This is a genomic window from Deltaproteobacteria bacterium (assembly GCA_003696105.1).
GTDB lineage: Bacteria > Myxococcota_A > Polyangia > Haliangiales > J016 > J016.
Map to the genome: position 1 here is coordinate 1 of RFGE01000345.1, position 21,699 is coordinate 21,699.

A 21,699-nucleotide genomic window follows, 5' to 3' on the forward strand; every position below is an offset into this window, starting at 1 on the left:
GCGCCGGCCGCCGCGGCGGCCTCGGCGCCGGCGCCCGCACCCGCGCCCGGCGCCGCGCCGGCCGGCGCGCGCCCCGAGGCGCCGGCCGCTCCCGTCCACCCGGTGTTCGACCTCGCCGACAACCGGCTGTTGGCGCACGTCCTGCGTGGCGGCGGGCTCGTGCTGCCCGCGGGGTCCGCCGGCTTCGCCAAGTACACGCGCTTTCAGAAGCCCAAGCCGCTGTGGCGCCTGCGCCGCGCCATCGACGGCGTGCGGGTCGCGATCGCGTCGCAAGGGGCCGCGATCGATGTGCCGCTGACGCCCCGGCAGGCGGCGGCCCGCGGTGCGCTGGCGATGCGCGTGTACTCGCGCGCGGGTACGTCCATCGTCGCCGACGTCAACGGCACGACACTCGACCGCGTCCTCGTGCCGCGGGGATGGTCGACCGTGCGCGCCGACGTCCCGCCGGGCGCGTGGCGCGCCGGCGAGAACACGGTGACGTTTCGGTTTCGCGGGCGGCCGGCGGCGTTCCGTTGGATCGCGATCGGCGCCGACGTCGCCGACGGCGGTCCGATCGTGTGGTCCGACGGCGCGCTCGTGCTGCCGCGCGGCGGCGGGCTCGCCTACTACGTCCAGGTGCCGGCGGACGGCCGGCTGATCGCCGACGTGCGCGGCGCCGGGTGCGAGGTCGCGGTGACGGCCACCGCACACGACGCCCGCGCCGCCGGCGCGCTCGCCGGCCCGCGCGCGTCGGTCGACCTGTCCGCGCTCGCCGGCAAGGTGGCGCGACTCGAACTGATCGCCCGCGGCTGCGACGAGGCCCGGCTCGCGTCGGCCGCGCTCGCGGTGCCGGGCGAGGCGCCGCGGGTCGTGCGCGGGCCGCCGCCCAAGCACATCGTATTGTGGATCATGGACACCCTGCGCGCCGACCGGGTCAAGCTGTTCAACCCGGACGCGCGCGCCGACATCCCGAACCTCGAGCGGCTGGCCGCGCGCGGCGTCGTGTTCCGCGACGCCTACGTCCAGGGCAACGAGTCGCAGGCATCGCACGCGTCGATCTGGACGTCGACCTACCCGATCGTCCACGACATCAACATCTCCCGCAAGGGCGGGCGCTGGCAGCTCGACGACCGGCTCGCGCTGCTCGGGAAGCTCATGCGGCAGGCCGGCCTGTACTTGATCGGCGTGACCGCCAACGGGTTCATCACCCAGCCGGCGCGCTACGGCGCGGGGTTTCACTACTTCAAGAACCCGATGCGCGACGGCCACGGCAAGCGGTACAACGGCAAGATTCCGGCCGACATGATCTGGGACCGGGTGATGGACGGGCTGTCGGGCCACGAGCGCGACCCGTGGTTCCTGTTCATCGGCACGATCGACACGCACAAGCCGTGGATCGCGCGCGAGCCGTGGATCTCGAAGTACGACCCGGAGCCGTACCACGGCAAGTTCCAAAAGGCGGTGTGGGGCGGCGACGTCGGGGTGAAAAAGGGCCGCATGATCAGCCGGCAACGGCAGTCGCCGCGCGACCTGCAGCGCATCCTCGCCATGTACGACTGCGGCATCAGCTATCAGGATCTGCACGTCGGCAAGCTGCTCGACACCCTGTCGGAGTGGGGCATTCTGGACGACACGATGATCGTCGTGACCGCCGACCACGGCGAGGAACTGTGGGAGGAGGGGCGCGTCGGCCACGGTGCGTCCACCCGCCAGAGCCTGGTTCACGTGCCGCTCATCGTGTCGTACCCGCCGCTGTTGCCGCCCGGCCAGGTCGTCACCGAGGGCGTCGACACGATCGACATCCTGCCGACGCTGCTCGACGCGCTCGGCCGCGACGTGCCGGACACCGTGCAGGGGCAGTCGCTGATCCCGCTGGCGCAGGGCGTCGGGCGCGGCTACCCGCGGCCGGCGATCTCGTCGATGTACACGTACCACCACGCCATGAGCCTCGGCGGGTGGAAGCTGGTCGCGCGCCGGTCCGGCGTTCGCGTCCAGCTGTACGACCTGCGCACCGACTACGACGAGCGCAACAACCTGGCGGTGCAGCGGCCGATCGAGCTGCGCTTCCTCACGGACGTCCTCGGCGTGTGGATGCCGCTTCGCGCGCAGTGGCGCAAGACGCGCTGGGGAGTCGCATCCAACATGACCGCGCAGGCGGCCGTGGACCTCGACGGATGACGCCGCGGCCGCGCGGTGCGGCGGGCGCGCGGCGACTCGCGGCCGCGGCGGCGATCGCGGCCGCGTGTTCGACGCCGGCGTCCGACGTGCGCGTCGGGCCCCGGCCGGCGATCGCGGCCGGCGCGGGACCGGCGCCGGCGCCGGCCGCCGTTCGGCCGCCCGGCTATCTGAAAGGGCAGTTGCACTTGCATTCGTCGAACTCGCCGGACTGCGACACGCTGCCGCGCGACGTCATCGCCAGCTACGCGGCGCTCGGGTTCGACTTCATCGTGTTCACCGACCACAACTACACGACCGAGGTCGTCTACGACACCGGCGACCTGCTCGTACTCACCGGCGTCGAACTCACCACCAACCTCGACACCTGCGAGCCGCCGCCGGAGCCCGGCATGTACTGCCGCTTTCACGTCAACGCGCTGGCCGTGCGGCGGCCGGCGCCGGGCTACCCGCCGTGGGACGTGGACAACGACGACCTCGTCGACGTGACGCGGGTGGGCGTCTACCAGCGCCACCTCGACGCGGCCGCGCGGCTCGGCGGCATCGCGATGCTCAACCACCCGACGTGGTACTGGGGAGTGGACGGCGCGCTGCTGGCCGACCTCGCGGGGCGCGGCATGCGCCTGGTCGAGATCGCCAACCGCGGGTTTCCGGCGTGGAACGTCGGCGACGACCGCCACCCGGGCGCCGAACAGGTATGGGACGACGCGCTGTCGCGCGGCGCCGTCGTGTGGGCGGTGGCGTCGGACGACGCGCACCACTACACCGAGGCCGAGATCCGCGCGCGCATCGCGGCCGGGCGCCAGCCCTACCCGCCGGGGCTGGGCTGGGTCATGGTGCGGGCGGACAAGGACGAGGCGTCGATCCGCGACGCGCTGGCGCGCGGGGCGTTCTACAGCACGACCGGGCCGCTGCTCGCGGAGGCGGGGCCCGCCGGCGGCGCGCTGCGGGTCCGCGTGTTCGGGGGCGAGCCGATGACCATCCGCTTCGTCGGGCCGGGCGGCGTCACGCTCTCCGAGGAGTTCGCCGGCGCCGCCGCCTACCCGGTGGACGCGGTGCCGGCCGGCGGCTACGTGCGCGCGGTGGTCGAGGACCGCGCCGGCCGACGCGCGTGGACGCAGCCGGTGCGGCCGTAAACCGTTCGTCCGCGCCGCGCGTTGGTAGGCGGCATGGACGTGACGCTGATCCTCACGCACCGGTGCAATCTGGCGTGCGGCTACTGCTACGCGGGCGAGCACGTGCGGCGGGACATGGACGCGGCGACCCTCGACCGGGCCGTCGACCTGCTGTTTGCCGACGGCGCCGACCGCGCGCAGCTGTCGTTCTTCGGCGGCGAGCCGTTTTTGGCGTTCGACGCGATGCGCCGGGCCGTGGCGCGCGCGGAGCGGCACGCGCGCGCCGCCGGCGCACGGCTCGCGGTGCAGTGTACGACCAACGCCACCGCGCTCGGCCCCGAACAGGTCGCGTTCGTTCGCGAGCACGGGATCCGCTGCACCGTGTCGATCGACGGCGTGCGCGCGGCGCACGACCTCAACCGGCCGCGCGCGGGCGGCGGGTCGAGCTACGACCAGGTGCGCGCGGGGTTGCGGCGCCTGGTGCGCACCGGCTGTGCGCCGGACGCGCTGATGGTGATCTCACCGCAGACGGTGCCGTACGTGTACGCGTCGGTGAGCGAGCTGTGGGCCGAAGGCGTCGGCATGGTGCGCGCCAACCTGGTGCTCGACGCGCCGTGGACCGCGGAGGACCGCGACGAGTTGCGCGAGCAACTGTTGGCCGTCGGCTGGGAGCTGCTCGCGCGGCGCACGCGCGGCGAGGCGGTCGCGTTCGAGCCGTTCGAGCGGGCGATGCGCCCGGTCCGGCGAAAACCGGCCGGCGGGCGGCGGCCGCACGTGGTCGTCGCGACGTCCGGGCACCTGTACCCGTGCGCGCCGATGGTCGGCGAGGACCGCGACGACGGCCGCGAGGCGGCACTCCGCGTCGGCCACCTGGACGACGGCGCGCCGGCGATCGCTCGCCGGGCCGCGGCGTGCGGCGTGGGGTGCGACGACGGCCGCGGCTGCGCGTGCGCCGCCTACCTGGAAACCGGCGACCCCGGCACGCCCGGACCGAACGGGCGGTGGTTCGGCGCCGTGTGCGGCGAGCTCGGCGCGGCGATCGCCGATGCGCTCGCGCGCGGGCCGTATCCGTCGCGGGCGGCCGGCACCGGCGGGGCGGGGCGGCGGCCGTTCGTCATCGGCGTCGCCGCCGCGCTCGCCGGGCTCGCGGCGGGCGGGTCGGCGCTGTTGCGCGCCGGGCTGCCCGGCTGCAAGCGGCCGCGCGACGGCGTCGACGCCGTCGTGGCGCGGGGCGAGATGGCGGGACCGGGCGCGGGCGGCGGGCCGGGCGACGACCCGCTCGCCGGCGTCGACCTCGACGAGGTCGTGCCGACGGGCGCGACGGCGTTTCCGCCCGCGGGCGACGACCCGCCCGACGGCGCGACGGTCGGCGAGGACGCGCCGCCGTTGCCCGGCGAGCTGCGCGCGCCCGACCCGGCGCCGGCCGTCGAAGGCGATCTCGCGGCACCGCCGGAGCCGGCGATCGACCTGCGTCCGCGCGGGCAGCTGCGGCGGCCTGCCGGCGACTCGGCCCCGCGCGGCCCCGGCTCGGCCGCAGGCGGGGACTGATCGAGATCGCGGTGCGCCGGCGCCGCGCGGCCCTCGCGGGCCGGCGGGCGGTCAGCGGAACGCGCCGCCGTGCGGCTGCGCCAGCGCGCCGAGCAGCCCCGCCGCCGCGCGGAGCCGGTCGCCGTCGCGTTCGGCGCGCGGGAACGTCAACGTGGCGGTGCCCCCGGCGATCGCCAGGCGCGCGCCGGCGAGCACCTCGGCGTGGCGGCGCGCGTCCGGCGGGATCGCGTCCGGCAGGTCGCCGGCGGCGAGGACGGCGTCGGTCGCGGGCAGGTCCGCCGGCACCGACGCGCGCGCGTAGGTGCGCGCGCGTCCGCCGTCGGCCGCGACGCCGAGGTCGACCGGTCCGGGCGCGGCGACGGTGACGCTCGTGGCGGAGACCGGGCGCGCCCCCGGCAGCGCGCACAGCGCGTCGAGCCCGAACAGGTCGGCGGTCGCGAGGTCGCCGACCACGTCGAGGCACGCGCGTAGCACCGCGGGGTTGCGCAGGTCGCTGTCGCACAAAAGCTCGATGGTGTCGCCGTCGGAGTGCACGCGCACGGCGCCGAGCACGTCCGCGAGCGCGCGGGCGGTGTGGGGCCGCAGGCACGCCCGCAGCGCGTCGACGTCGTCGCAGCGGACGACGAACGCATCGTCGAACGCGTCGTAGACGCCGACGGTGACGTCCCGCATGCCGAGCGCCTTCGCGACCGTCGCGACCCGGGTCTGCGGCGCGATGCGAAAACGCGGCCCGGCCGGCAGCGCGAACCGCGCCCGGCAGCGCACGTACGTCCGGCGCGACGTGCCGCCGGACGACGTCGCCATCGCGTCGGCGCGGATGCGCGCGCCGCCCCGCGTCTCCTCGATCGCCATCGACTCGCCCGGCACCCACCAGCGCCCGGGCGCGAACGCGGCGCCGCGGTCGGCGGCGACCTGGCGCCACACCGCCTCCTGTGCGCGGACGGCGTGCATCCGCGCCCACAGGCCGAACGCGACCGCCGCGACCAGGACCCCGGCCGACACGAGGTAGGCAGTCATCGGCGCGATCCTCTCACGCGGCGCGGAGCCGTCCAACCGCCGCGGCTGTAACGCGGCGGCATGCGTTCCGGTCTATGGTGTATGGGCGTGGCCGACGCCATCCTCGACGTGACGCGCTGGGCGCACGGGCTGGGCCCGGCCGGGGCCATCGCGTTCGCGGTCCTGTACGCCGCCGCCGCGGTGGCGTTCGTGCCCGGGTCGGTCCTCACGCTGGCGGCGGGGTTCTTGTGGGGGCCGGTGTGGGGCGTCGTCGTGGTCGCGCCGGCCAGCTGGCTCGCCGCGGCCGCCGCGTTCGCCCTCGGCCGCACGCTGCTGCGCCCCGCGGTCGAGCGGCGGCTGCACCGCTGGCCGCGCGCCGCCGCGATCGATCGCGCGATCGGCGACCGGCCGGTGCTGGTCGTCGCGCTGCTGCGGCTGTCGCCGATCGTGCCGTTCGTGGTCGCCAACTACGCGCTCGCGCTGTCGCGGGTGCGGTTCGCGCCGTATCTGGTCGCGTCCGCCGTCGGCATGCTGCCGGCGACGGTCGCGTACGTCTACGCCGGATCGGCGGTGTCCCAGCTGGCCGCGATCGCCGGCGGCGGCGGGGCGCGGCCCGGCCGGTGGCTGTTCTGGCTCGGCCTGGTCGCGACCGTCGCGCTCGCGGTGTGGCTGGCGCGCACGGCGCGGCGCGCGCTGTCGCGCGCGCTCGAGGGGGCGGCGTGACCGCGGTCGTCGTGATGGCCAAGGCGCCCGTGCCGGGGCGGGTCAAGACGCGGCTGTGTCCGCCGCTGTCGCCCGACCGCGCCGCGCGGCTGGCGTCCGCGTTCGCGGTCGACACGTGGGCGTCCGCGGTGCGCGTGGCCGGGCCGCTGGCGCGGCTGGCGTACGCGGGCCCGCGGCAGCGATTCGCGCCGCCGTTGCGCGACGCGGCCGGCTTCGCGCAGGTCGGCGGCGATCTCGGCGCGCGGATCGAGCACGCCGCCCGCGCGGGGCTCGCCCTGGCGGACCGCGCGGTGGTGATCGGCACCGATGCGCCGGGCCTGCCGCCGGCGCTGATCGCGGCGGCCGCCGCCGAGCTGGCGGCGTGCGACGCGGTGCTCGGCCCGGCAGTCGACGGCGGCTACTACCTGATCGGTCTTCGGCGGTGCGAGCCGGGGCTGCTGGCCGACCTGCCGTGGAGCGCGCCGGACACGCTGCGCGCGACCGAGCGCCGCCTGCGCGCGCGGGGGTTTCGCGTCGCGCGGTTGCCGGTGTGGTTCGACGTCGACGACGCCGCGGGGCTCGCACTGCTGCGCGCCGCGATCGCGGCCGGCGCAGTCGATGCGCCTGCAACAAAATCCGCGCTGGTGCAGGAGGAGCCGTGCGACTGTCCGTGATCGTTCCGGTGTACAACGAGGCGGCCCGGCTGCCGGCCGCGCTCGCCGCGCTCGCCGCACAGCCGGGCATCGACGAGGTGATCGTCGTCGACGGCGACAGCGACGACGGCAGCGCCGACCTCGCCCGGGCCGCCGGCGCCACCTTGGTGCGCGCGCCGCGCGGTCGCGGCACCCAGCTCAACGCGGGGGCCGCCGCCGCGTCCGGGGATGTGCTGCTGTTTCTGCACGCGGACGTCGACCTGCCGGCCGGCGCGGCGGCCATCGTCGCCCGCGCGCTGGCCGACCCGCGCGTCGTCGCCGGCGCGTTTCGCACGTGGACGGTCGTGCACCGGCGCCGGTGGCTCGCGCCGCTGGTCCACATTGCCGACGTGCGGTCGCGGGTGTCGCGCGCGCCCTACGGGGACCAGGCGGTGTTCGTCCGCGCCGGCGCGTTCTGGGCCGCCGGCGGCTTCCCCGACGTGCCGCTGATGGAGGACATCGCGCTGGCGCGCGCGCTGCGGCGCATCGGCCGGATCCGGATCGTGCCGCACCGGGTGCGCGTGTCGGGCCGCCGGTTCGAGGCCGGGCTCGTGCGCGCGACGGTCGCGATGAACACGTTCCCGCTGCTGTTTCGGCTCGGCGTGCCGCCGCACGTGCTCGCGCGCCTGTACGGCGCGCCGCGCTGACGACCGCCGCGCGCGGCGGCGGCGACCGCCGCGCGGCGGCGGCGTCCATCGCGCGCCGGCGGCGTCCATCGCGCGGCGGCGGCGTCCATCGCGCGCCGGTGGCGTCCATCGCGCGCCGGCGGCGTCAATCGCGCGCCGGCGGGACGCCCCACGCCTTGAGCTTGCGCCACAGCGTGTTCGAGCCGATGCCGAGGGCCTTGGCGGTGTGGGTCCGGTTGCCCTCGAACCGGTCGAGCACGCTGAGCACGTAGCGGCGTTCGACCTCCGACAGCGGCAACAGCTCGTCGGCCAGCAGTCCCAGCGGCGACGTGCCGGTGCCGCGGATTTCGGCCGGCAACACGTCCGGCTCGATCCGCTCGGCGTTGCCGGACAACACGACCGCGCTTTCGATCGCGTTTTCGAGTTCGCGCACGTTGCCGGGCCACGGGTACGCCAACAGCAACTCGGCCGCGGCCGGCGACAGCGTGCACGGCCCGCGGCCGTACGCGCGGCCGGCGGCGGCGGCGAACTCGCGCGCCAGCGGCAGGATGTCCTCTCGGCGGCGGCGCAGCGGCGGGATGTCGACGGCGACCACTTTGAGCCGATAGTATAGATCCGTCCGGAACGTTCCTTCGGCAACCATTTCGTCGAGGTTGCGGTTGGTCGCCGCGATCACGCGCACGTCCACTGGCAGAGTGTCCGTCGCCCCGACCGGGCGCACGTGTTTGTCTTGCAGCACCCGCAACAGCTTGACCTGAGTGGCCGGCGACGTTTCACCGATCTCGTCGAGAAAGATCGTCCCGCCGGCGGCCGCTTCGAACAGGCCGCGCTTGTTGGCCTCGGCGCCGGTGAACGCGCCCTTGACGTGGCCGAACAGCTCGCTTTCGAGCAGGGTCTCGGGCAGCGCACCGCAGTTGACCGGGATGAACGGCCCGTCCGCGCGCGGCGACGCGTCGTGGATGTAGCGCGCGACGCGCTCTTTGCCGACACCGCTTTCGCCGGTGATCAGCACCGTCGCGTCGACCTGGGCGACCGTCTCGGCCATGTCGAGTACGCGCTCCATCGCCTTGCTCTTGGTGGTGACGGTGGACCGGCGCGAGGAGCCGAGCTTGTCGAGCGCGCGGCGCTCGCGGGCCAGCTCGCGCGCCCGGCGCCGGAGCTGCGCCTCGAGGCGTTCGAGGTCTTCGGCGAGCTTGCGCTGCTCGTACATCGCCGCCAGCCGGGCGCCGTCGTCGCCCCACGCCCGGCGCGTCTTGCCGACGACGCGACACGTGTCGCCGCCGGTGACCGCGCAGCACTCGTGCTCGACGACGAACACGTCTTCGCCGAAACACGCCGTCGAGTAGCCCGACGCATAGCCGGTGACCGTCCAGCACACCGGCTCGCCGGCGCGGCCGTACAGGCGGCGGTGCTGCTCGGCTTCGTACGAGTGGCGCCAGTGGACCTCCATCTCGAACACGCCCGCGTCCCGGTCGAACACGAGTCGGCGCGGCTCGGTGAGCACCTTGCCCTCGTTGCGCTGCAGCGCCGGGCACGCGAGCCACCACTGCTCGTCGGACTCCCATCGGAACATGTCGCGCATGCTGCGCGCGTCGCGGTAGCCGTTGGAGAATCCAAAACGGTGGAGGATCGTCCGGGCGCGGTCGACCCCGACCGCGTCGATCAGCTCGCGCCGCAGGCCGCCGAACGCATCGGCGTCCCACAGCAGCATTCTCCGGTCCTTGAGGTGGATCATGCCCTGGTCCGGGCGCACGTCGAGGACCTCAAGCAGGTGCAGATCGTCGGCCTTCATGGAGGTGTCGGACATTCCATAGTAGAGGACGCTCCAAGTTGGCAAAAGGTACCACCGCCGCGGCGCGGGGGCGGCGGCCGGCCGGAGCGCGTCACGGGTGGCGGGCCGCCGCGCGAAGGGCGGCCTTGCGGACCTTGCCCAGCGCGTTCTTCGGCAGCTCGGCGACGAAGCGGACCTCTCGCGGGCGCTTGTGGGCGCCGATCTGGTCGGCCACCGCCGCGGCGAGCCGGCCGGCGTCGCCGTCGCCGACGACGAACGCGACGATACGCTCGCCCAGGTCGGCATCCGGCACGCCGACCACGGCCGCCTCGCGCACTCCCGGCTGGGCGAGCAGGGCGTCTTCGACCTCGCCCGCGCCCACGCGGTAGCCGCCCGTCTTGATGAGGTCGGTCGACCGGCGGCCGAGCACGCGCACGCGGCCGCCGGCGTCGCGCGCGCCGAGGTCGCCGGTATAGAACCAGCCGCCGGCGTCGCGCACCGCCGCGGTCGCGCGGTCGTCGCCCAGGTAGCCGGAAAACACGTTCGGGCCGCGCACCGCGATCTCGCCGATCGTGCCCGGCGGTGCGTCCGGCCGCCGGGGCGCCGGCGCGTCCGGCGTGGCGGCCGCGTCGCCCGCCGCATCCGCGTCGGCCGGGACCTCGACGATGCGCAACTGCACCCCGCCGAGCGGCGGTCCGACGAAGCCGGGCGCCGGCGGGCCGCCGGCGCGCACCGCGCAGTTGATCAGCGTCTCCGTCAGGCCGTAGCGCTCGTAGACCGCGCAGCCGAGCGCCGCGAGCCGCTGGTGTTCGCGCACCGGCAGCGCCGCGGAGCCCGACACCAACAGGCGCGCGCGACGGAGACCCCGCGCGATCTCCCCGTCGTCTGCGGCGGCGTCGGCGAGTCGGTGATACATGGTCGGCACGGCGAACACCACGTCGCCGGGCGCGATCGCGGCGGCGAGCGCCGCCGGCGAAAACCGGGGCAGCCAGCGCAGCGCACCGCCGCGTGCGATCGCGCCGAACAGGCCGAGCACGAGCCCGTGCACGTGAAACAGCGGCAGCGCGTGGACGACCGTGTCGTCGCCCGTCCACTGCCACGCGTCGGCGAGCGCGTCGAGGTTCGACGTGATGTTGGTCCACGTGATCACCGCGCCCTTGGGCGGCCCGGTCGTGCCCGATGTGTGCAAGATGAGCGCCGCGTCGTCGGGCAGCGCGCCGCGCTGCGCGTTGGTCTCGATGTGCGCGCGCGCCGCGGCGCCGGCCGACGGGGCGATCGGCACGCTCACCGCGCCGATCCGCGCGCACGCGAGGTAGGCGATCACGGTGTCCGGCGTCGGCGCGGCGACCAGCGGCACGCGCGACCCGGCGCGGACACCGGCGCGCGCCAGGGCGCTGGCGCGCGCGTCGACCCGCCGGGACAGCTCCGCGTACGACAACACCGCGTCGCCGACGGTGACGGCGGGGCGAGCGCTGGCGCGCAGGGCGGCGGGCGGCCAATCCATCGCACCGCCGTTCGTACCGCGAACCGCGCGCCGGCGAAACCGGCGGCGCGGCCGCGGATTTCTGAGGCGGCCGTCAGATGTCTGACGGCGGTCGGCCGCCCCGGCGGCTCGGAGGGGCGCGCACCTGGGGCGCCAACGGTGCGATTTCGTGCGTACGCGCGCGCCGCCGCCAGTCGGTGCGCGGCCGCAAGCGCAACGCGCGCCGCCGCGGGGACGCGCCGGCCTGCGCCTTGCTTGCACGCGGTCGCATGTCGCTGCAACGACTCGTCGCCCTGCTGGCGAGCGGCTCCCTCGCGGCCGCCGCCTATCTGTCCGACCTGCGCTCGGCGCGCGCGTGCGGTTGCTTCGCGCCGCCCGATCCGTCCGTGCCGATCGTCCAGGCCGGAGAGAACATCCTGTTCGCGGTCCAGGACGGGGTCGTCACCGCGCACATTCAGGTGCAGTATGCCGGTCCCGCGGAGGAGTTCGGCTGGTTGTTGCCGCTGCCATCGCTGCCGGAGATGTCGCTCGGGGTGGACGAGCTGTTCGCCCAGCTCATCAACACGACGCAGCCCAAGTACGTGCTCGACGCCGAGTACCGCGGCGACTGCCCGTTCGACCCGAGCCGGTTCGGCGGCGCGCCGGGGGCGTCGGACACCTCCGACGATGGCGAAGGCGGCGGGCCCGGCGGCGGCGGCGACCCGCTCGTGTTGCAGGACTCGATCGGCCCGTACGACTACGCGGTGCTGCGCGCCGACTCCAAGCAGCCGATGCTCGACTGGCTGCGCGACAACGGCTACTTCGTTCCGGCCGGAACGGACGACGCGGTCGACGCGTACATCCGGCCGGGCGCGTACTTCCTCGCCCTCCGCCTGCACAAGGGCAACGACGTCGGCGACCTCCAGCCGGTCGTGGTGCGCTATCCGTCCGACCTGCCGATGATCCCGATCGTGCTCACGAGCGTCGCGGCCGACCCCGACATGGGCGTGCAGGTTTGGGTGCTCGGGGAACACCGCGCGATCCCGCGAAACTACTATCACACGACCATCAACGATGCGCTGGTCGACTGGATCAACTTCGGCGCCAACTACGTGGACCTCGTGACGGCCGCCGCCGACGAGGCCGAGGGCGGCCGCACGTTCGTCACCGAGTACGCCGGTCCCAGCGATGTCATGGCCGGCGTGCTCGACCCGCCGGGGCGCTTCGGCGATCTGGCGGAGCTGGCCGCGATCACGGATGCGGTCGACTACATCAACTATCTCAACTGGAACGGCTACCCGATCCAGCAGCAGGTGCCGCCGTTTGGCCTGCAGTACTCCAGCCAACTGTTGGCCATTCTCCAGCGGCATCTGCCGATGCCGGCCAAGCTCGCCGCCGAACTCGGCCTGACGCCGAACGACTACTACGCGAGCTTCGAGTATTTCGTCCGCTACCACCGCCAGGAACACCCCGAGCTGTACGACGACCTCGACCTCGACTTCGATCCGGTCGCGATGACGGCCGAGATCGAGGAGCGCGTGGTCGCGCCGACGCGCGAGGCCGGCGACCTGTTCCGCCGCTATCCGAAACTCACGCGGTTGTTCACGACGCTGTCGCCCGAGGAGATGACCCGCGACCCGGTGTTCAGCTTCAACCCGGACCTGCCGGACGTGAGCAACGAACACCGCGGCCGCATCATCTACTACTGCGACGGGTCGACCGACGAGGCGGGCAAGACGCCGGCGCGCATCATCACGGAAAGTGGGTTCGAACTCGACCTGCCCGACGGCACCGACGCCAACCCCTGGGCGGATCGGGACATGCCGCGCAGTCACCGCATCGGCGTGTTGCGCGAGGAGGGGCCCGAGGAGATCGTCGTCGACAACACCGACGCGATCCTCGCGGCGTTGCGCGGCAACCGCGCGCGGGGCTGCAGCGTGTCCGGCGCGTCGGCGGTCGCGCCGCTGGCCGTCGCGCTCCTGGGCCTGATCGCGGCCGGCGCCGTGCGCCGCCGCCGCCGCGGATGACGGCGACGCGGGCGATGCGGGCGGCGGCGGCCTTGGCGGCGGCCGTCGCGTGCGGCGGCCCGGAGCCGGCGGAACCCGACGCCGCACCGCCGGTGGCGGACCTGGCGATCGGCACCGCCCGCGCCGACGGCACCGGCTTCGTCGACGTCGCGCCGGGCGGCGACGTGGCGCTGGTCCCCGGCTCGCAGGGGGGCTTCCACGTGTGGGTCAACGTGCGCGTGCGCGGCGCCGCGGGGCCGCTGGTGTTGTGGCGCAGCGCCCGCCGCGCATCGGACGGCGCGCTCGTGTTGGCGGCCAGTCGCACCGCGGTCGACGTGCCGGCAGCCGCGATGGAGACCTGGTGGGAGCCGGCCGCGGCGGCCCCGTCGTTCCTGTGTCCGGCGCCGGTGGGCATCGACATCGATGGCGAGCCGCTCGAGTTCTCGGTCGAGCTGGCGACCGGCGACGGGGACGTGCTCGGCACCGCGGCGGCCGTGTGGGTGCCGCGCTGCCCGGACGGCGACCTCGCCGCGCTGTGCGCCGACATCTGCAGCGGCTGACGCGCGTGCGACGGCGCCCCGCGCGCGTCGCGCGGATGGTCTATAAACGGCGGCGTGGGCGATCACATCATTCGTTGCCTCCTGCGCGACCGGCCGATCCGCGTCGTCGCGGCCATCACCACCGGCGTCGCGCGCGAGGCGGCCCGGCGACACCAGGTCGCCGCCGGCGCCCAGGTCGCGCTCGCGCGCGCGACCACCGCGGGTCTGTTGCTCGCGACGCTCACGAAGGATCGCGAGCGGGTGACGATACAACTGCTCGGCGACGGGCCGCTCGGCGGGGTCATCGTGGACGCCAACGGCGACGGCCAGGTGCGCGCCTACCTCAAGAATCCTGCCGCCGTCATCCCGGCCCGGCCCGGCGAACGCGTCCGGCTGGTATCGGGAGTCGGGCGCAACGGCGTCGTCAACGTCATGCGCGACCTCGGCCTCAAACACCGCGTGCAGGGCCAGGCGCCGATCCTCAGCGGCGAGATCGACGCCGACATCGAGCACTACCTCACGACCAGCGAGCAGATCGAGAGCGCGATGGGCTGCGACGCGGTGCTCGGCGACGACGGCACGATTCGCGTGTCCGGCGGCGTGCTGGTGCAGACGATTCCGGACGCCGGCGGGCACCGCGACCTGGTCAACGAAATGTGGCGGCGCGTACGGCTCGACGCCGTGTTCGACACGCTCAAGGCGTCGCCCGACGCCGACGCCGAGGCGCTGGCCCGCGCGGTGCTCGGCGAGTTCGCCGGCGAGCTCGAGGTGCTCGCGCGCCAGCCGGTGCAGTTTTTCTGCGGCTGCTCGCGCGAGCGCGTACACGAGTCGCTCGCCCTGCTCGAACTCGACGAACTCGACGCGATGATCGCCGAGGACCACGGCGCCGAGGTCACGTGCGACTTCTGCCGCGAGCGCTACCAGGTGTCCGAGGCGGAGTTGCGGCAGATCCGGGAGGAGGCCGCCGCCCGGCCCCGCGGGTAGCCGGGGAGTCGCGTCATGCCGTCGCCGGAGCCGATCGGAGACCGCGGCGCGCGCGCCCTGTGGCGCCGGTACCGGCGGGCGCTGTGGCCCGAGCTTCGCTACGGCGCGGTGGCGGTCACCGGTGCGGCGGCCGTCGGGGTGGTGCTCGCGGTCGGGGCGCTGGTGCGCGCGTGCTGACGGCCGGCGGCCGCCGGTCGCCGGTTTCCGAATCGCATTCGGCGCGGGCACTTGGTGTACAGTCGGCGCCCGATGCCCGCCGAAACCGTCGAAATCAAGTATCCGTCCGTCGCCAAGATGTTCGTCGATCGCGCCAGCGACACGCCGAACGCGGAGGCGTATCGGTTTCCGGCCGACGGAACGTGGCGGTCCCTGACCTGGCTCGACGCGCTCGACCGCGTGCGCGCCATCTCCGGCGGGCTGCGCGCGTTCGGGTTGACCGCGGAGCAGCGCGTCGGCGTGCTGTCGAGCACGCGCTACGAGTGGATCCTCGCCGACCTGGGCGTGCTGTGCGCCGGCGGCGCGACGACGACCGTGTATCCGTCGAACACGGCCGAGGAGTGCGCCTACATCCTGTCGGACTCGGACGCGGTCATGGTGTTCGCCGAGGACGACGACCAGATCGCGAAGCTGCGCGCACAGCGCGACAACTTGCCCAAGGTCGCCAAGGTCGTCACGTTCGACGGCACCCCGGACGGAGACTGGGTCATCTCGCTGGCCGAACTGGAGGACCGCGGCCGCCGCGCGCACGACGCCTCGCCCGCCGAGTTCGACCGGGTGGTCGACGGCGTCAAGCCGGAGGATCTCGCGACGCTGATCTACACGTCCGGCACGACGGGCAAGCCGAAGGGCGTTCGTCTCGTCCACGAGTGCTGGACCTACGAAGCGGAGGCGATGGCGGCGCTCGGCATCATGTCGCCGAGCGACCTGCAATACCTGTGGTTGCCGCTTTCGCACTCGTTCGGCAAGGTGCTGCAGGTCGGTCAGATCCGCATCGGGTTTCCGACCGCGGTCGATGGACGGATCGACAAGCTCGTCGACAATCTTGCCGTCGTGCGGCCGACGTTCATGGCGGCGGCGCCGCGCATCTTCGAGAAGGTCCACAACAAGGTGGTGCAGGGCGCCAAGGACGCCGGCGGCCTCAAGTACGCCATCTTCAAGTGGGCGGTGGGCGTCGGCCGCCGCGTGTCGAAGCTGCGCCAGCAGGGCCGCGAGCCGACCGGGCTGTTGGCGCTCCAGTTCCGCATCGCCGACAAGCTGGTGTTCTCCAAGCTCAAGGCGCGGTTCGGCGGCCGCGTGCGGTTCTTCATCTCCGGTAGCGCGCCGCTGTCGAAGGACATCGCCGAGTTCTTCCACGCGGCCGACATCCTCATCCTCGAGGGCTACGGCCTCACCGAGACGAGCGCCGCCAGCTTCGTCAATCGGCCCGACAAGTTCCGCTTTGGCACGGTGGGCTTCCCGCTGCCCGGTACGGAGTTTCAGCTCGCGCCGGAGGACAGCGAGATCTGGATCCGGTCGCCGGGGGTGATGCGCGGCTACCACAACTTGCCCGAGCAGACCGCCGAGGTGCTCACCGAGGACGGCTGGCTCAAGACCGGCGACATCGGCGAGGTCGACGCCGATCGATTCCTCAAGATCACCGATCGCAAAAAAGATCTGATCAAGACGTCGGGCGGCAAGTACGTGGCGCCGCAGCTCATCGAGAGCAAGCTCAAGTCGCTGTGCCCCTACGTCAGCCAGGTGATCGTCCACGGCGACAAGCGAAAGTACGTGACCGCGCTCGTCACGCTGGACGACGAGAACATCCGCAACTGGGCGCGCGGCGTCGGCCTCGGGGACGCCACGCTCGAGGAGCTGGCCGCCAGCGACCAGGTGCGGCAGCTGCTGCAGCCGTACTTCGACGAACTCAACGCGGGGCTGGCGCGCTACGAGACGGTCAAGAAGTTCGCGATCCTGCCGCGCGACCTGTCGGTCGAGGAGGGCGAACTCACGCCGAGCCTCAAGGTCAAGCGCAAGGCCGTCGAACAGCGCTACATGCATCTTCTCGATGCGCTGTACGACGAGGCGACCGTGTCGTTGTAGGGCGCGCCGGTCGCCGCGGTCACGGCGCGCGAAACAGCGGCGGACCGAGCGACGGCGGGTAGGGCGACTGCGAGATCGCCTCGGCGCGGCCGTCGGGGTCGCGCCATATGCGCACCCGCTCGATTCGATTGCCGGCGCGGCGGAACTCGAACAGGTCGCGCACGAACGACTGCCCGTCGCGGCGCGCGGGCACCAGCGGCACCGGCGGCGCGCCGTCGAGCGATGCGGTGAGCCCGCCGCCGGCGCCGGCGGCGATGACGATCTCGGCGCCGCCGAGCGGATCGCGATAGCGGCCGACCAGCGCCGCCGGATCGGCTGGAGCGGGCGGCGTCGCGTCGACCGCGCGCCGCCGCCCGAGGAACACGCGGATCGCCTCGTCGGCGATCGCGCCGGGGTCGCCGTAGCTCGCGTTCTCGAACACGACCACCGCAAACCGGTCGTGCGGGACGATGCGCACCGCATAGGCGGAGCCGAACGCGGCGACGTCGGCGCTCGCGACGTCCACCTCGCCGTCGAACGGCCCGCGCACGAACCCGCCGCGGGTCGCGCGCTCGGGCGGGTAGAACGCGTCGGCCACGCCATCGGTCAACGGGTGGTCGCCGTCCGCCAGCGGTGCGAGCAGTCGCGCGGCGTCGAGGATGCTCACCAGCGGCGCGCGGTACGGTTCGGACGGCGGACACGCGCGCAGCTCGGCCGGGAGCGTTCGCACTTCGTCGCCGGCCAGGACGTGGCCGAACGCGAAGTCCCCCTTGGCGGCGGCGACGCGGTCGTAGGTCGCGTCCAGGCCGAGCGGATCGACGACGAGCGCGCGCACGCGAGCGTGCAGGTCGGAGCCGAGCGCGGTCGCCGCGAGCGTCGTGTGCAGCAGCAGTTCGAGGTGGATGCGCCCGGGCGGCGACCACAGCGGGACCTCGCGGTGCGCCGCGAAGAACGCGTCGAGGTCGTCGCAGGCGCGCGTGTGGTTGAGCGAGTAGCCGGCGGTGTTCAGCAGCGCGTGGTCGACGGTCACCTCTCCGGAGTCGTATGGGCCGGCGGCGGCGAACGCGGGCATCCAGTCGGCGATGCGATCGTCGTAGGCGGCGTCCCCGGCGGCGACCGCGGCGGCGACCGCGGCGGCGGTGACGTGGCGCGAAAATGCGGTGTCGAACCGCGTGTCGACGGTGACCGGCGAGCAGCGCCCGGCCTCGCGCGACCCGACTGCGCCGGCGTGCGCGACGGCGCCGTCGCGGGCGATCGCGATCGCGGCGCCGGGTACGCGGCTGGCCTCGATCGACGCGCGCGCGAACGCGAGGACCGCCGCGAACGCCGGATCGGCCGCGCGGGTGCCGCCGCACGCCGCGTCGCCGCCGGCGTCGACGCCAGACAGATCGCGCGGGACGCCGGAACACGCGGCCGCCGCCGCGAGCAGCGCGGCGACGGCGCCGGTCGCCCGGGCGGGACCGCGATCGCGTCGCACCGGACGGCGGTGCCACGCGGGCCGGGCCGGGGCGCGGGGACCGCGGCGCGGCACGGGCAAGCGCGCGGCGCGCAGGCCGGCCATCACGGGGTCACCGCGATCACGACGGGCAGGTGGTCGCTCACCGCGTCGCGGTAGCCGACGAGTTCGTCGGCCAGCGGCGGGACGTCGATGGTGTCGGCGGCGACCGATGCGGCGAGGTCGGCCGTGGCGACCGCGTGGTCGATCATCGCCCCCGACGGCAAGAACGTCTCCGCGCCCGACTGCGCCAGCCCGTCGGTCAGCACGACGTAGTGGTCGGCTGCATCGAAAAACGGGGCGAACACCGCGCGCCCGGCGTCGCTGGTGACGACCTCGTTGAAGTCGCCGACGACGACGACCTCCGGGTCCGGGTCCATCGCGACCTCGGCTTCGATCAGCGCGACCGCCGCCGCGCGGCGGGAGCGATCGTCGGCGTCGAAGCCGGCTTTGAGATGGACCGCGACGGCGCGGAAGTCCAGAGACGAACCTGCGATGGACACTTCCACCGCGAGCGGCGGGCGCGGCAGCTCGTAGCCGTGGTCGGACAGCAGCAGGCGCACGTCGTCCACCGACACCACATCGCGCCGGTACACGATCCCGATCTTTTGGTAGCTACCGTCGGAGTAGGTGTGCGGCGACAGGACGCCGTCGTAGCCGCGCAGGCGAGCGACCAACTCGTCGAACGCGTCGACGCTGGCGATCTCCTGGAGCGCGACGACGTCGAGGTCGAGCGACGCGATCAGGTCGGCCACCAGCCTCGGGGTCTGCGGCGTCTTCGGAAAGTTCTCGACGTTCCACGTCGCGACGTCGATCGCGGACGCCGTACCGACCGCCGGTACCAGGTCGGTGCGCGGCGGCGGGTACGGCGGTACCGCGTCGGCGCCGGCGGCGGCATCGACGGCGGCCGAGCGCGGGCTACAGCCGGCGGCGAACCCCGCGAGTCCGGCAATCGCCGCGGCACACCAGGCTCTCATCGGCACGAGCGTAGCAGGTGCGCGGCGCTCGCGCGCAGTCGCGCATGCCGCGCGCGCGGGAAGATCCCCACGGCGCATCGAGTTGTCGCCGGCGCGCACGGTGCAGGTGCGCCGGCGCGGCGCGCCGCCGCCGGGTGCACGTCAGAACGTGTACTGCAGCCCGACCGCCAGCAGCGCGACCGTCTGATTGTACGTCCCGGCGCCGTCCGCGTTGCGGCTCGGCGGCTGTGGCGCGATCGCCTTGCCGTCGCTGTCGCGTGGCCGCGGCGGCGCGGTGCGCTCGAAATAGGCCACGGCCGTCGCGGATATGCTCAGCGCGAGCGCGTCGCCGAGCCACGCGTGGCGCACGCCGAGCGTGCCGATGATCTTGTTCATGTCCATCAGCGCCGGATCGATCGTCTCGTCCGGCACGGCGTTGCTGTCGAAGCCGATCCCGGCGAACGTCTCGAATGCGGGGGCCAGCCAATACGACGCGCCCGCGCGCACGCCGAACGAGTCGTGGTAGTCGCGCGGGACGTTGACGATGATGCCCGAGCCGCCGGCCGCCGTGTCCACCGAGCCGTCCGGGTTGAGCGCGCACTTGCGGTTTTCGTCCGCGAGGTCGAGCAGGCACTGCTTGTCGAACACGCTCCACCGCTGGTAGTCGCCCGCGAGCCGCAACTCGACGTCCGGCGCGGCGCGCCAGCGGACGCCGGCGCGGACGATGTCGGGCAGGCTGTGGCGGAGTTCCACGTCGCTCTCGGTGACCGGGCCGTTGCCGAACTTGTTGACCAGGGTCCCCTCGAGGCCGTGTTCGCCGAAGCCGGGCTGGCTCTGGTACGACACGCCGATCGCGAGCGCGTCGGTCGGCTGCCACAACACGCCGGCGCCGATGGACGCCGTCGTGCCCGACACGTCGACCAGCGTGCGGCCCTCGACGATGCTGCCGTCGGCGGCGACCAGGTCGTCGGTGCCGAACACGTTGCGTGCGCGGACCGTCTCGATCGCCTCGCGGACGAGGTTGAGGCCGGCGCCGACGCTCACGCCCGCCCGCTCGAACCGGTACGCGCCGGCGAGGGTCACGTACAGGGCGGTTTGCGTGCCGTCGATGCTCGCCCAGCGCTGGACGCCGTCGACCGCCCCCGGGTATTGCGCGTTGCCCTCGAAGCCGTCGTTCTTGTCCCAGGTCGCGCTGCCGCCAAACGGGACGTACGCGCCGAGTCCGACGCCCAGGTTGCGCACGCCGAAATCGGACACGATGCCGACGAACGGCGACACGAGGGCGTTTTGCAGCGTGGCGCGGCCCGCGTTGGCGGCCGTCGCCTCGTCCGGCGTGCCGGTGCCGGGGTTGTCGATCGCTCCCTCCGGGCGGTCGTAGGTCACGGTGCGGTACGCGAACAGCCCTTCGACGTACAGGCGCGTCCCGCTGCCGAGCGCCAACCCGGCCGGGTTGTAGTACAGCGCGGTCGGATGGTCCGTGGCCGGGTGGCCGTGCTCGGAGCCGAACCGCGCGCTCGCGAACCCGCCCGCGACGGCGGCCGACGGCGCCGCAGCGAGTGCAATCCCGACGAGGCAGTGACGAACGATGCGAATAAGTCGTGTCATAGTGCGTCTCGATCCACGTGAGCCGGGGAGCGTGCGCGTGCCCGCTGCACGGGGGACTTCCAGTTACGGGACGATACGTCGACGTGGTATGCGCAATCAAACTGTATTTTTGAGCAAATACTGAAAAAAATGTGGGGCAAACCACTAATGGATGCATCGGCATCCATTTCGGTCACGACGTTCCCTGTTTTGGCCGACGCCCCGGGCAAGACCGCGTACCGCGCGGGCGATCTCTTCGGTTGGCCCGCCGGCCCAGCTCGATGCGGTAGATTGCACGCGGCCGCGTCCCGCGCGCGCCGCCTGACGACGAGGAAGGAACCCCGATGAGCCACAGCCGACTTGCGTGGGCGGCCGCCGCGTGCGCCGCCGCCGTCATCGCCGCCGCGCCTGCACGCGCGGACCAGACCCCGTCGAGCACGATCGCGCAGATCATGGTGCTCGAGCGATCGGACAGCCGCTACCGCGAGTTTCACGGCGCGGTGTGGTTGCAGGTGGACAAGGCGACGTACAACTACCGTTGGGGCGGGCGCCACTGCAACGGCGCGGACCTGTCCGATGCGAGCCTGCGGATGCTGTTCGACGCGTTCCGCGAGCGCTACGTCGTGAGTCTCGACTACACGATCGTGCGCACGAAGGCGCATACCGCCCGCTGCATCACCGGCTTTACCGTCACGCGCTGACGGCGCGGGGGCGCGACCGGCCGGTGCGCGGCCGCTCCCTCGGAACGGAGGGGCCGCTGCCGGCGGTGGCCACAGTCGCGACACGGGGGACCGCGATGAGCCGTGCGGTCCGCTGGTGTGCGATCTCCGCTCTGGCGCGGGGCGCGGCGGCGTGTGGCGCATCGCCGGCCGGCGCGCCCGACTGGTGCCAGCCCGCGCCCGGTCTCGCGCGCGGCGCGCGGGGACACGCGTTCGCGGGCGGTCTCGCGCGCGGCGCACGGGGACACGCGTTCGCGGGCGGTCTCGCGCGCGGCGCGCGGGGACACGGGCC

17 protein-coding genes are annotated in these 21,699 nt (G+C 73.9%); 11 read left to right on the plus strand and 6 right to left on the minus strand.

The genetic code is table 11. The features are described 5' to 3' along the window. From D6689_21355 to D6689_21365, 3 genes are all read left to right on the plus strand, one after another. A partial coding sequence (locus D6689_21355) for a hypothetical protein (GenBank protein RMH37086.1) occupies nt 1–2,157 on the plus strand: 2,157 nt, incomplete at its 5' end. Beyond that, nucleotides 2,154–3,290, plus strand: coding sequence for a hypothetical protein (locus D6689_21360; GenBank protein RMH37087.1), 1,137 nt, complete (start codon nt 2,154–2,156; stop codon nt 3,288–3,290). The genes D6689_21355 and D6689_21360, both read left to right, overlap by 4 nt. A 33-nt stretch (nt 3,291–3,323) precedes the next feature. After that, nucleotides 3,324–4,817: a radical SAM protein gene (locus tag D6689_21365; GenBank protein RMH37088.1), complete on the plus strand. Its 1,494-nt coding sequence runs from the start codon at nt 3,324–3,326 to the stop codon at nt 4,815–4,817. A 51-nt stretch (nt 4,818–4,868) separates the two neighbouring features. Here D6689_21365 and D6689_21370 read toward each other — a convergent pair whose 3' ends face one another. Beyond that, nucleotides 4,869–5,834, minus strand: a complete 966-nt coding sequence (locus D6689_21370; protein RMH37089.1) for a hypothetical protein — start codon at nt 5,832–5,834, stop codon at nt 4,869–4,871. Between the two features lie 60 nt (nt 5,835–5,894). Between D6689_21370 and D6689_21375 the strand changes: the two genes are divergently transcribed. From D6689_21375 to D6689_21385, 3 genes are read left to right on the plus strand one after another with little or no spacing between them, the layout of a single operon-like run. Then, on the plus strand, nt 5,895–6,536 hold the full coding sequence (locus D6689_21375; GenBank protein ID RMH37090.1) for a TVP38/TMEM64 family protein: 642 nt from the start codon (nt 5,895–5,897) through the stop codon (nt 6,534–6,536). Beyond that, entirely contained in the window at nt 6,479–7,189 is a 711-nt protein-coding gene (locus D6689_21380) for a glycosyltransferase (protein RMH37091.1), read from the plus strand. Before D6689_21375 ends, D6689_21380 begins: the two co-directional genes overlap by 58 nt. Further along, nucleotides 6,988–7,854 carry a glycosyltransferase gene (locus tag D6689_21385; protein ID RMH37092.1) on the plus strand — a complete coding sequence of 289 codons (867 nt, stop codon included), beginning with the start codon at nt 6,988–6,990 and terminating at the stop codon, nt 7,852–7,854. The genes D6689_21380 and D6689_21385 overlap by 202 nt, the downstream gene beginning before the upstream one ends. Nucleotides 7,855–7,978: 124 nt before the next feature. Here D6689_21385 and D6689_21390 read toward each other — a convergent pair whose 3' ends face one another. Together D6689_21390 and D6689_21395 are read right to left on the minus strand one after the other, a co-directional pair. Continuing rightward, nucleotides 7,979–9,640, minus strand: a complete 1,662-nt coding sequence (locus tag D6689_21390) for an AAA family ATPase (protein ID RMH37093.1) — start codon at nt 9,638–9,640, stop codon at nt 7,979–7,981. A gap of 76 nt (nt 9,641–9,716) precedes the next feature. Further along, a complete protein-coding gene (locus D6689_21395; GenBank protein RMH37094.1) occupies nt 9,717–11,108 on the minus strand; it encodes an acyl-CoA synthetase in 1,392 nt (463 codons plus the stop codon). 248 nt (nt 11,109–11,356) lie between these two features. On the opposite strand from D6689_21395, the gene D6689_21400 reads away from it, so the two are divergent. The 4 genes from D6689_21400 (at nt 11,357) to D6689_21415 (ending at nt 16,674) form a co-directional block, all read left to right on the plus strand. Beyond that, entirely contained in the window at nt 11,357–13,093 is a 1,737-nt protein-coding gene (locus D6689_21400) for a DUF2330 domain-containing protein (protein ID RMH37103.1), read from the plus strand. Then, complete coding sequence (locus D6689_21405; protein RMH37095.1) at nt 13,090–13,632, plus strand: hypothetical protein; 543 nt, start codon at nt 13,090–13,092, stop codon at nt 13,630–13,632. The genes D6689_21400 and D6689_21405 overlap by 4 nt, the downstream gene beginning before the upstream one ends. A 42-nt stretch (nt 13,633–13,674) precedes the next feature. After that, nucleotides 13,675–14,595, plus strand: coding sequence for an Hsp33 family molecular chaperone HslO (hslO, locus tag D6689_21410; GenBank protein ID RMH37096.1), 921 nt, complete (start codon nt 13,675–13,677; stop codon nt 14,593–14,595). Between the two features lie 294 nt (nt 14,596–14,889). Further along, nucleotides 14,890–16,674, plus strand: coding sequence for a long-chain fatty acid--CoA ligase (locus D6689_21415; GenBank protein RMH37104.1), 1,785 nt, complete (start codon nt 14,890–14,892; stop codon nt 16,672–16,674). Between the two features lie 19 nt (nt 16,675–16,693). Here the strand turns inward: D6689_21415 and D6689_21420 are convergent, their stop codons facing one another. From D6689_21420 to D6689_21430, 3 genes are all read right to left on the minus strand, one after another. Further along, nucleotides 16,694–18,214: a hypothetical protein gene (locus D6689_21420; GenBank protein RMH37097.1), complete on the minus strand. Its 1,521-nt coding sequence runs from the start codon at nt 18,212–18,214 to the stop codon at nt 16,694–16,696. Continuing rightward, nucleotides 18,214–19,125: a hypothetical protein gene (locus D6689_21425; protein ID RMH37098.1), complete on the minus strand. Its 912-nt coding sequence runs from the start codon at nt 19,123–19,125 to the stop codon at nt 18,214–18,216. Before D6689_21425 ends, D6689_21420 begins: the two co-directional genes overlap by 1 nt. A gap of 141 nt (nt 19,126–19,266) precedes the next feature. Then, nucleotides 19,267–20,709, minus strand: coding sequence for a hypothetical protein (locus D6689_21430; GenBank protein ID RMH37099.1), 1,443 nt, complete (start codon nt 20,707–20,709; stop codon nt 19,267–19,269). 323 nt (nt 20,710–21,032) lie between these two features. Between D6689_21430 and D6689_21435 the strand changes: the two genes are divergently transcribed. Further along, nucleotides 21,033–21,389, plus strand: a complete 357-nt coding sequence (locus D6689_21435; GenBank protein RMH37100.1) for a hypothetical protein — start codon at nt 21,033–21,035, stop codon at nt 21,387–21,389. The last annotated feature ends 310 nt before the right edge of the window (nt 21,390–21,699 follow it).

What these genes read in the sequence shown, in the direction of transcription:
- D6689_21360 (RMH37087.1), top strand. Translation starts at nt 2,154, where the DNA reads ATGACGCCGCGGCCGCGCGGTGCGGCGGGCGCGCGGCGACTCGCGGCC.
- D6689_21365 (RMH37088.1), top strand. Translation starts at nt 3,324, where the DNA reads ATGGACGTGACGCTGATCCTCACGCACCGGTGCAATCTGGCGTGCGGC.
- D6689_21375 (RMH37090.1), top strand. Translation starts at nt 5,895, where the DNA reads ATGCGTTCCGGTCTATGGTGTATGGGCGTGGCCGACGCCATCCTCGAC.
- D6689_21420 (RMH37097.1), bottom strand. Translation starts at nt 18,214, where the DNA reads ATGGCCGGCCTGCGCGCCGCGCGCTTGCCCGTGCCGCGCCGCGGTCCC.
- D6689_21395 (RMH37094.1), bottom strand. Translation starts at nt 11,108, where the DNA reads ATGGATTGGCCGCCCGCCGCCCTGCGCGCCAGCGCTCGCCCCGCCGTC.
- D6689_21425 (RMH37098.1), bottom strand. Translation starts at nt 19,125, where the DNA reads ATGAGAGCCTGGTGTGCCGCGGCGATTGCCGGACTCGCGGGGTTCGCC.
- D6689_21370 (RMH37089.1), bottom strand. Translation starts at nt 5,834, where the DNA reads ATGACTGCCTACCTCGTGTCGGCCGGGGTCCTGGTCGCGGCGGTCGCG.
- D6689_21415 (RMH37104.1), top strand. Translation starts at nt 14,890, where the DNA reads ATGTTCGTCGATCGCGCCAGCGACACGCCGAACGCGGAGGCGTATCGG.
- D6689_21405 (RMH37095.1), top strand. Translation starts at nt 13,090, where the DNA reads ATGACGGCGACGCGGGCGATGCGGGCGGCGGCGGCCTTGGCGGCGGCC.
- D6689_21430 (RMH37099.1), bottom strand. Translation starts at nt 20,709, where the DNA reads ATGACACGACTTATTCGCATCGTTCGTCACTGCCTCGTCGGGATTGCA.
- D6689_21400 (RMH37103.1), top strand. Translation starts at nt 11,357, where the DNA reads ATGTCGCTGCAACGACTCGTCGCCCTGCTGGCGAGCGGCTCCCTCGCG.
- D6689_21435 (RMH37100.1), top strand. Translation starts at nt 21,033, where the DNA reads ATGAGCCACAGCCGACTTGCGTGGGCGGCCGCCGCGTGCGCCGCCGCC.
- D6689_21390 (RMH37093.1), bottom strand. Translation starts at nt 9,640, where the DNA reads ATGTCCGACACCTCCATGAAGGCCGACGATCTGCACCTGCTTGAGGTC.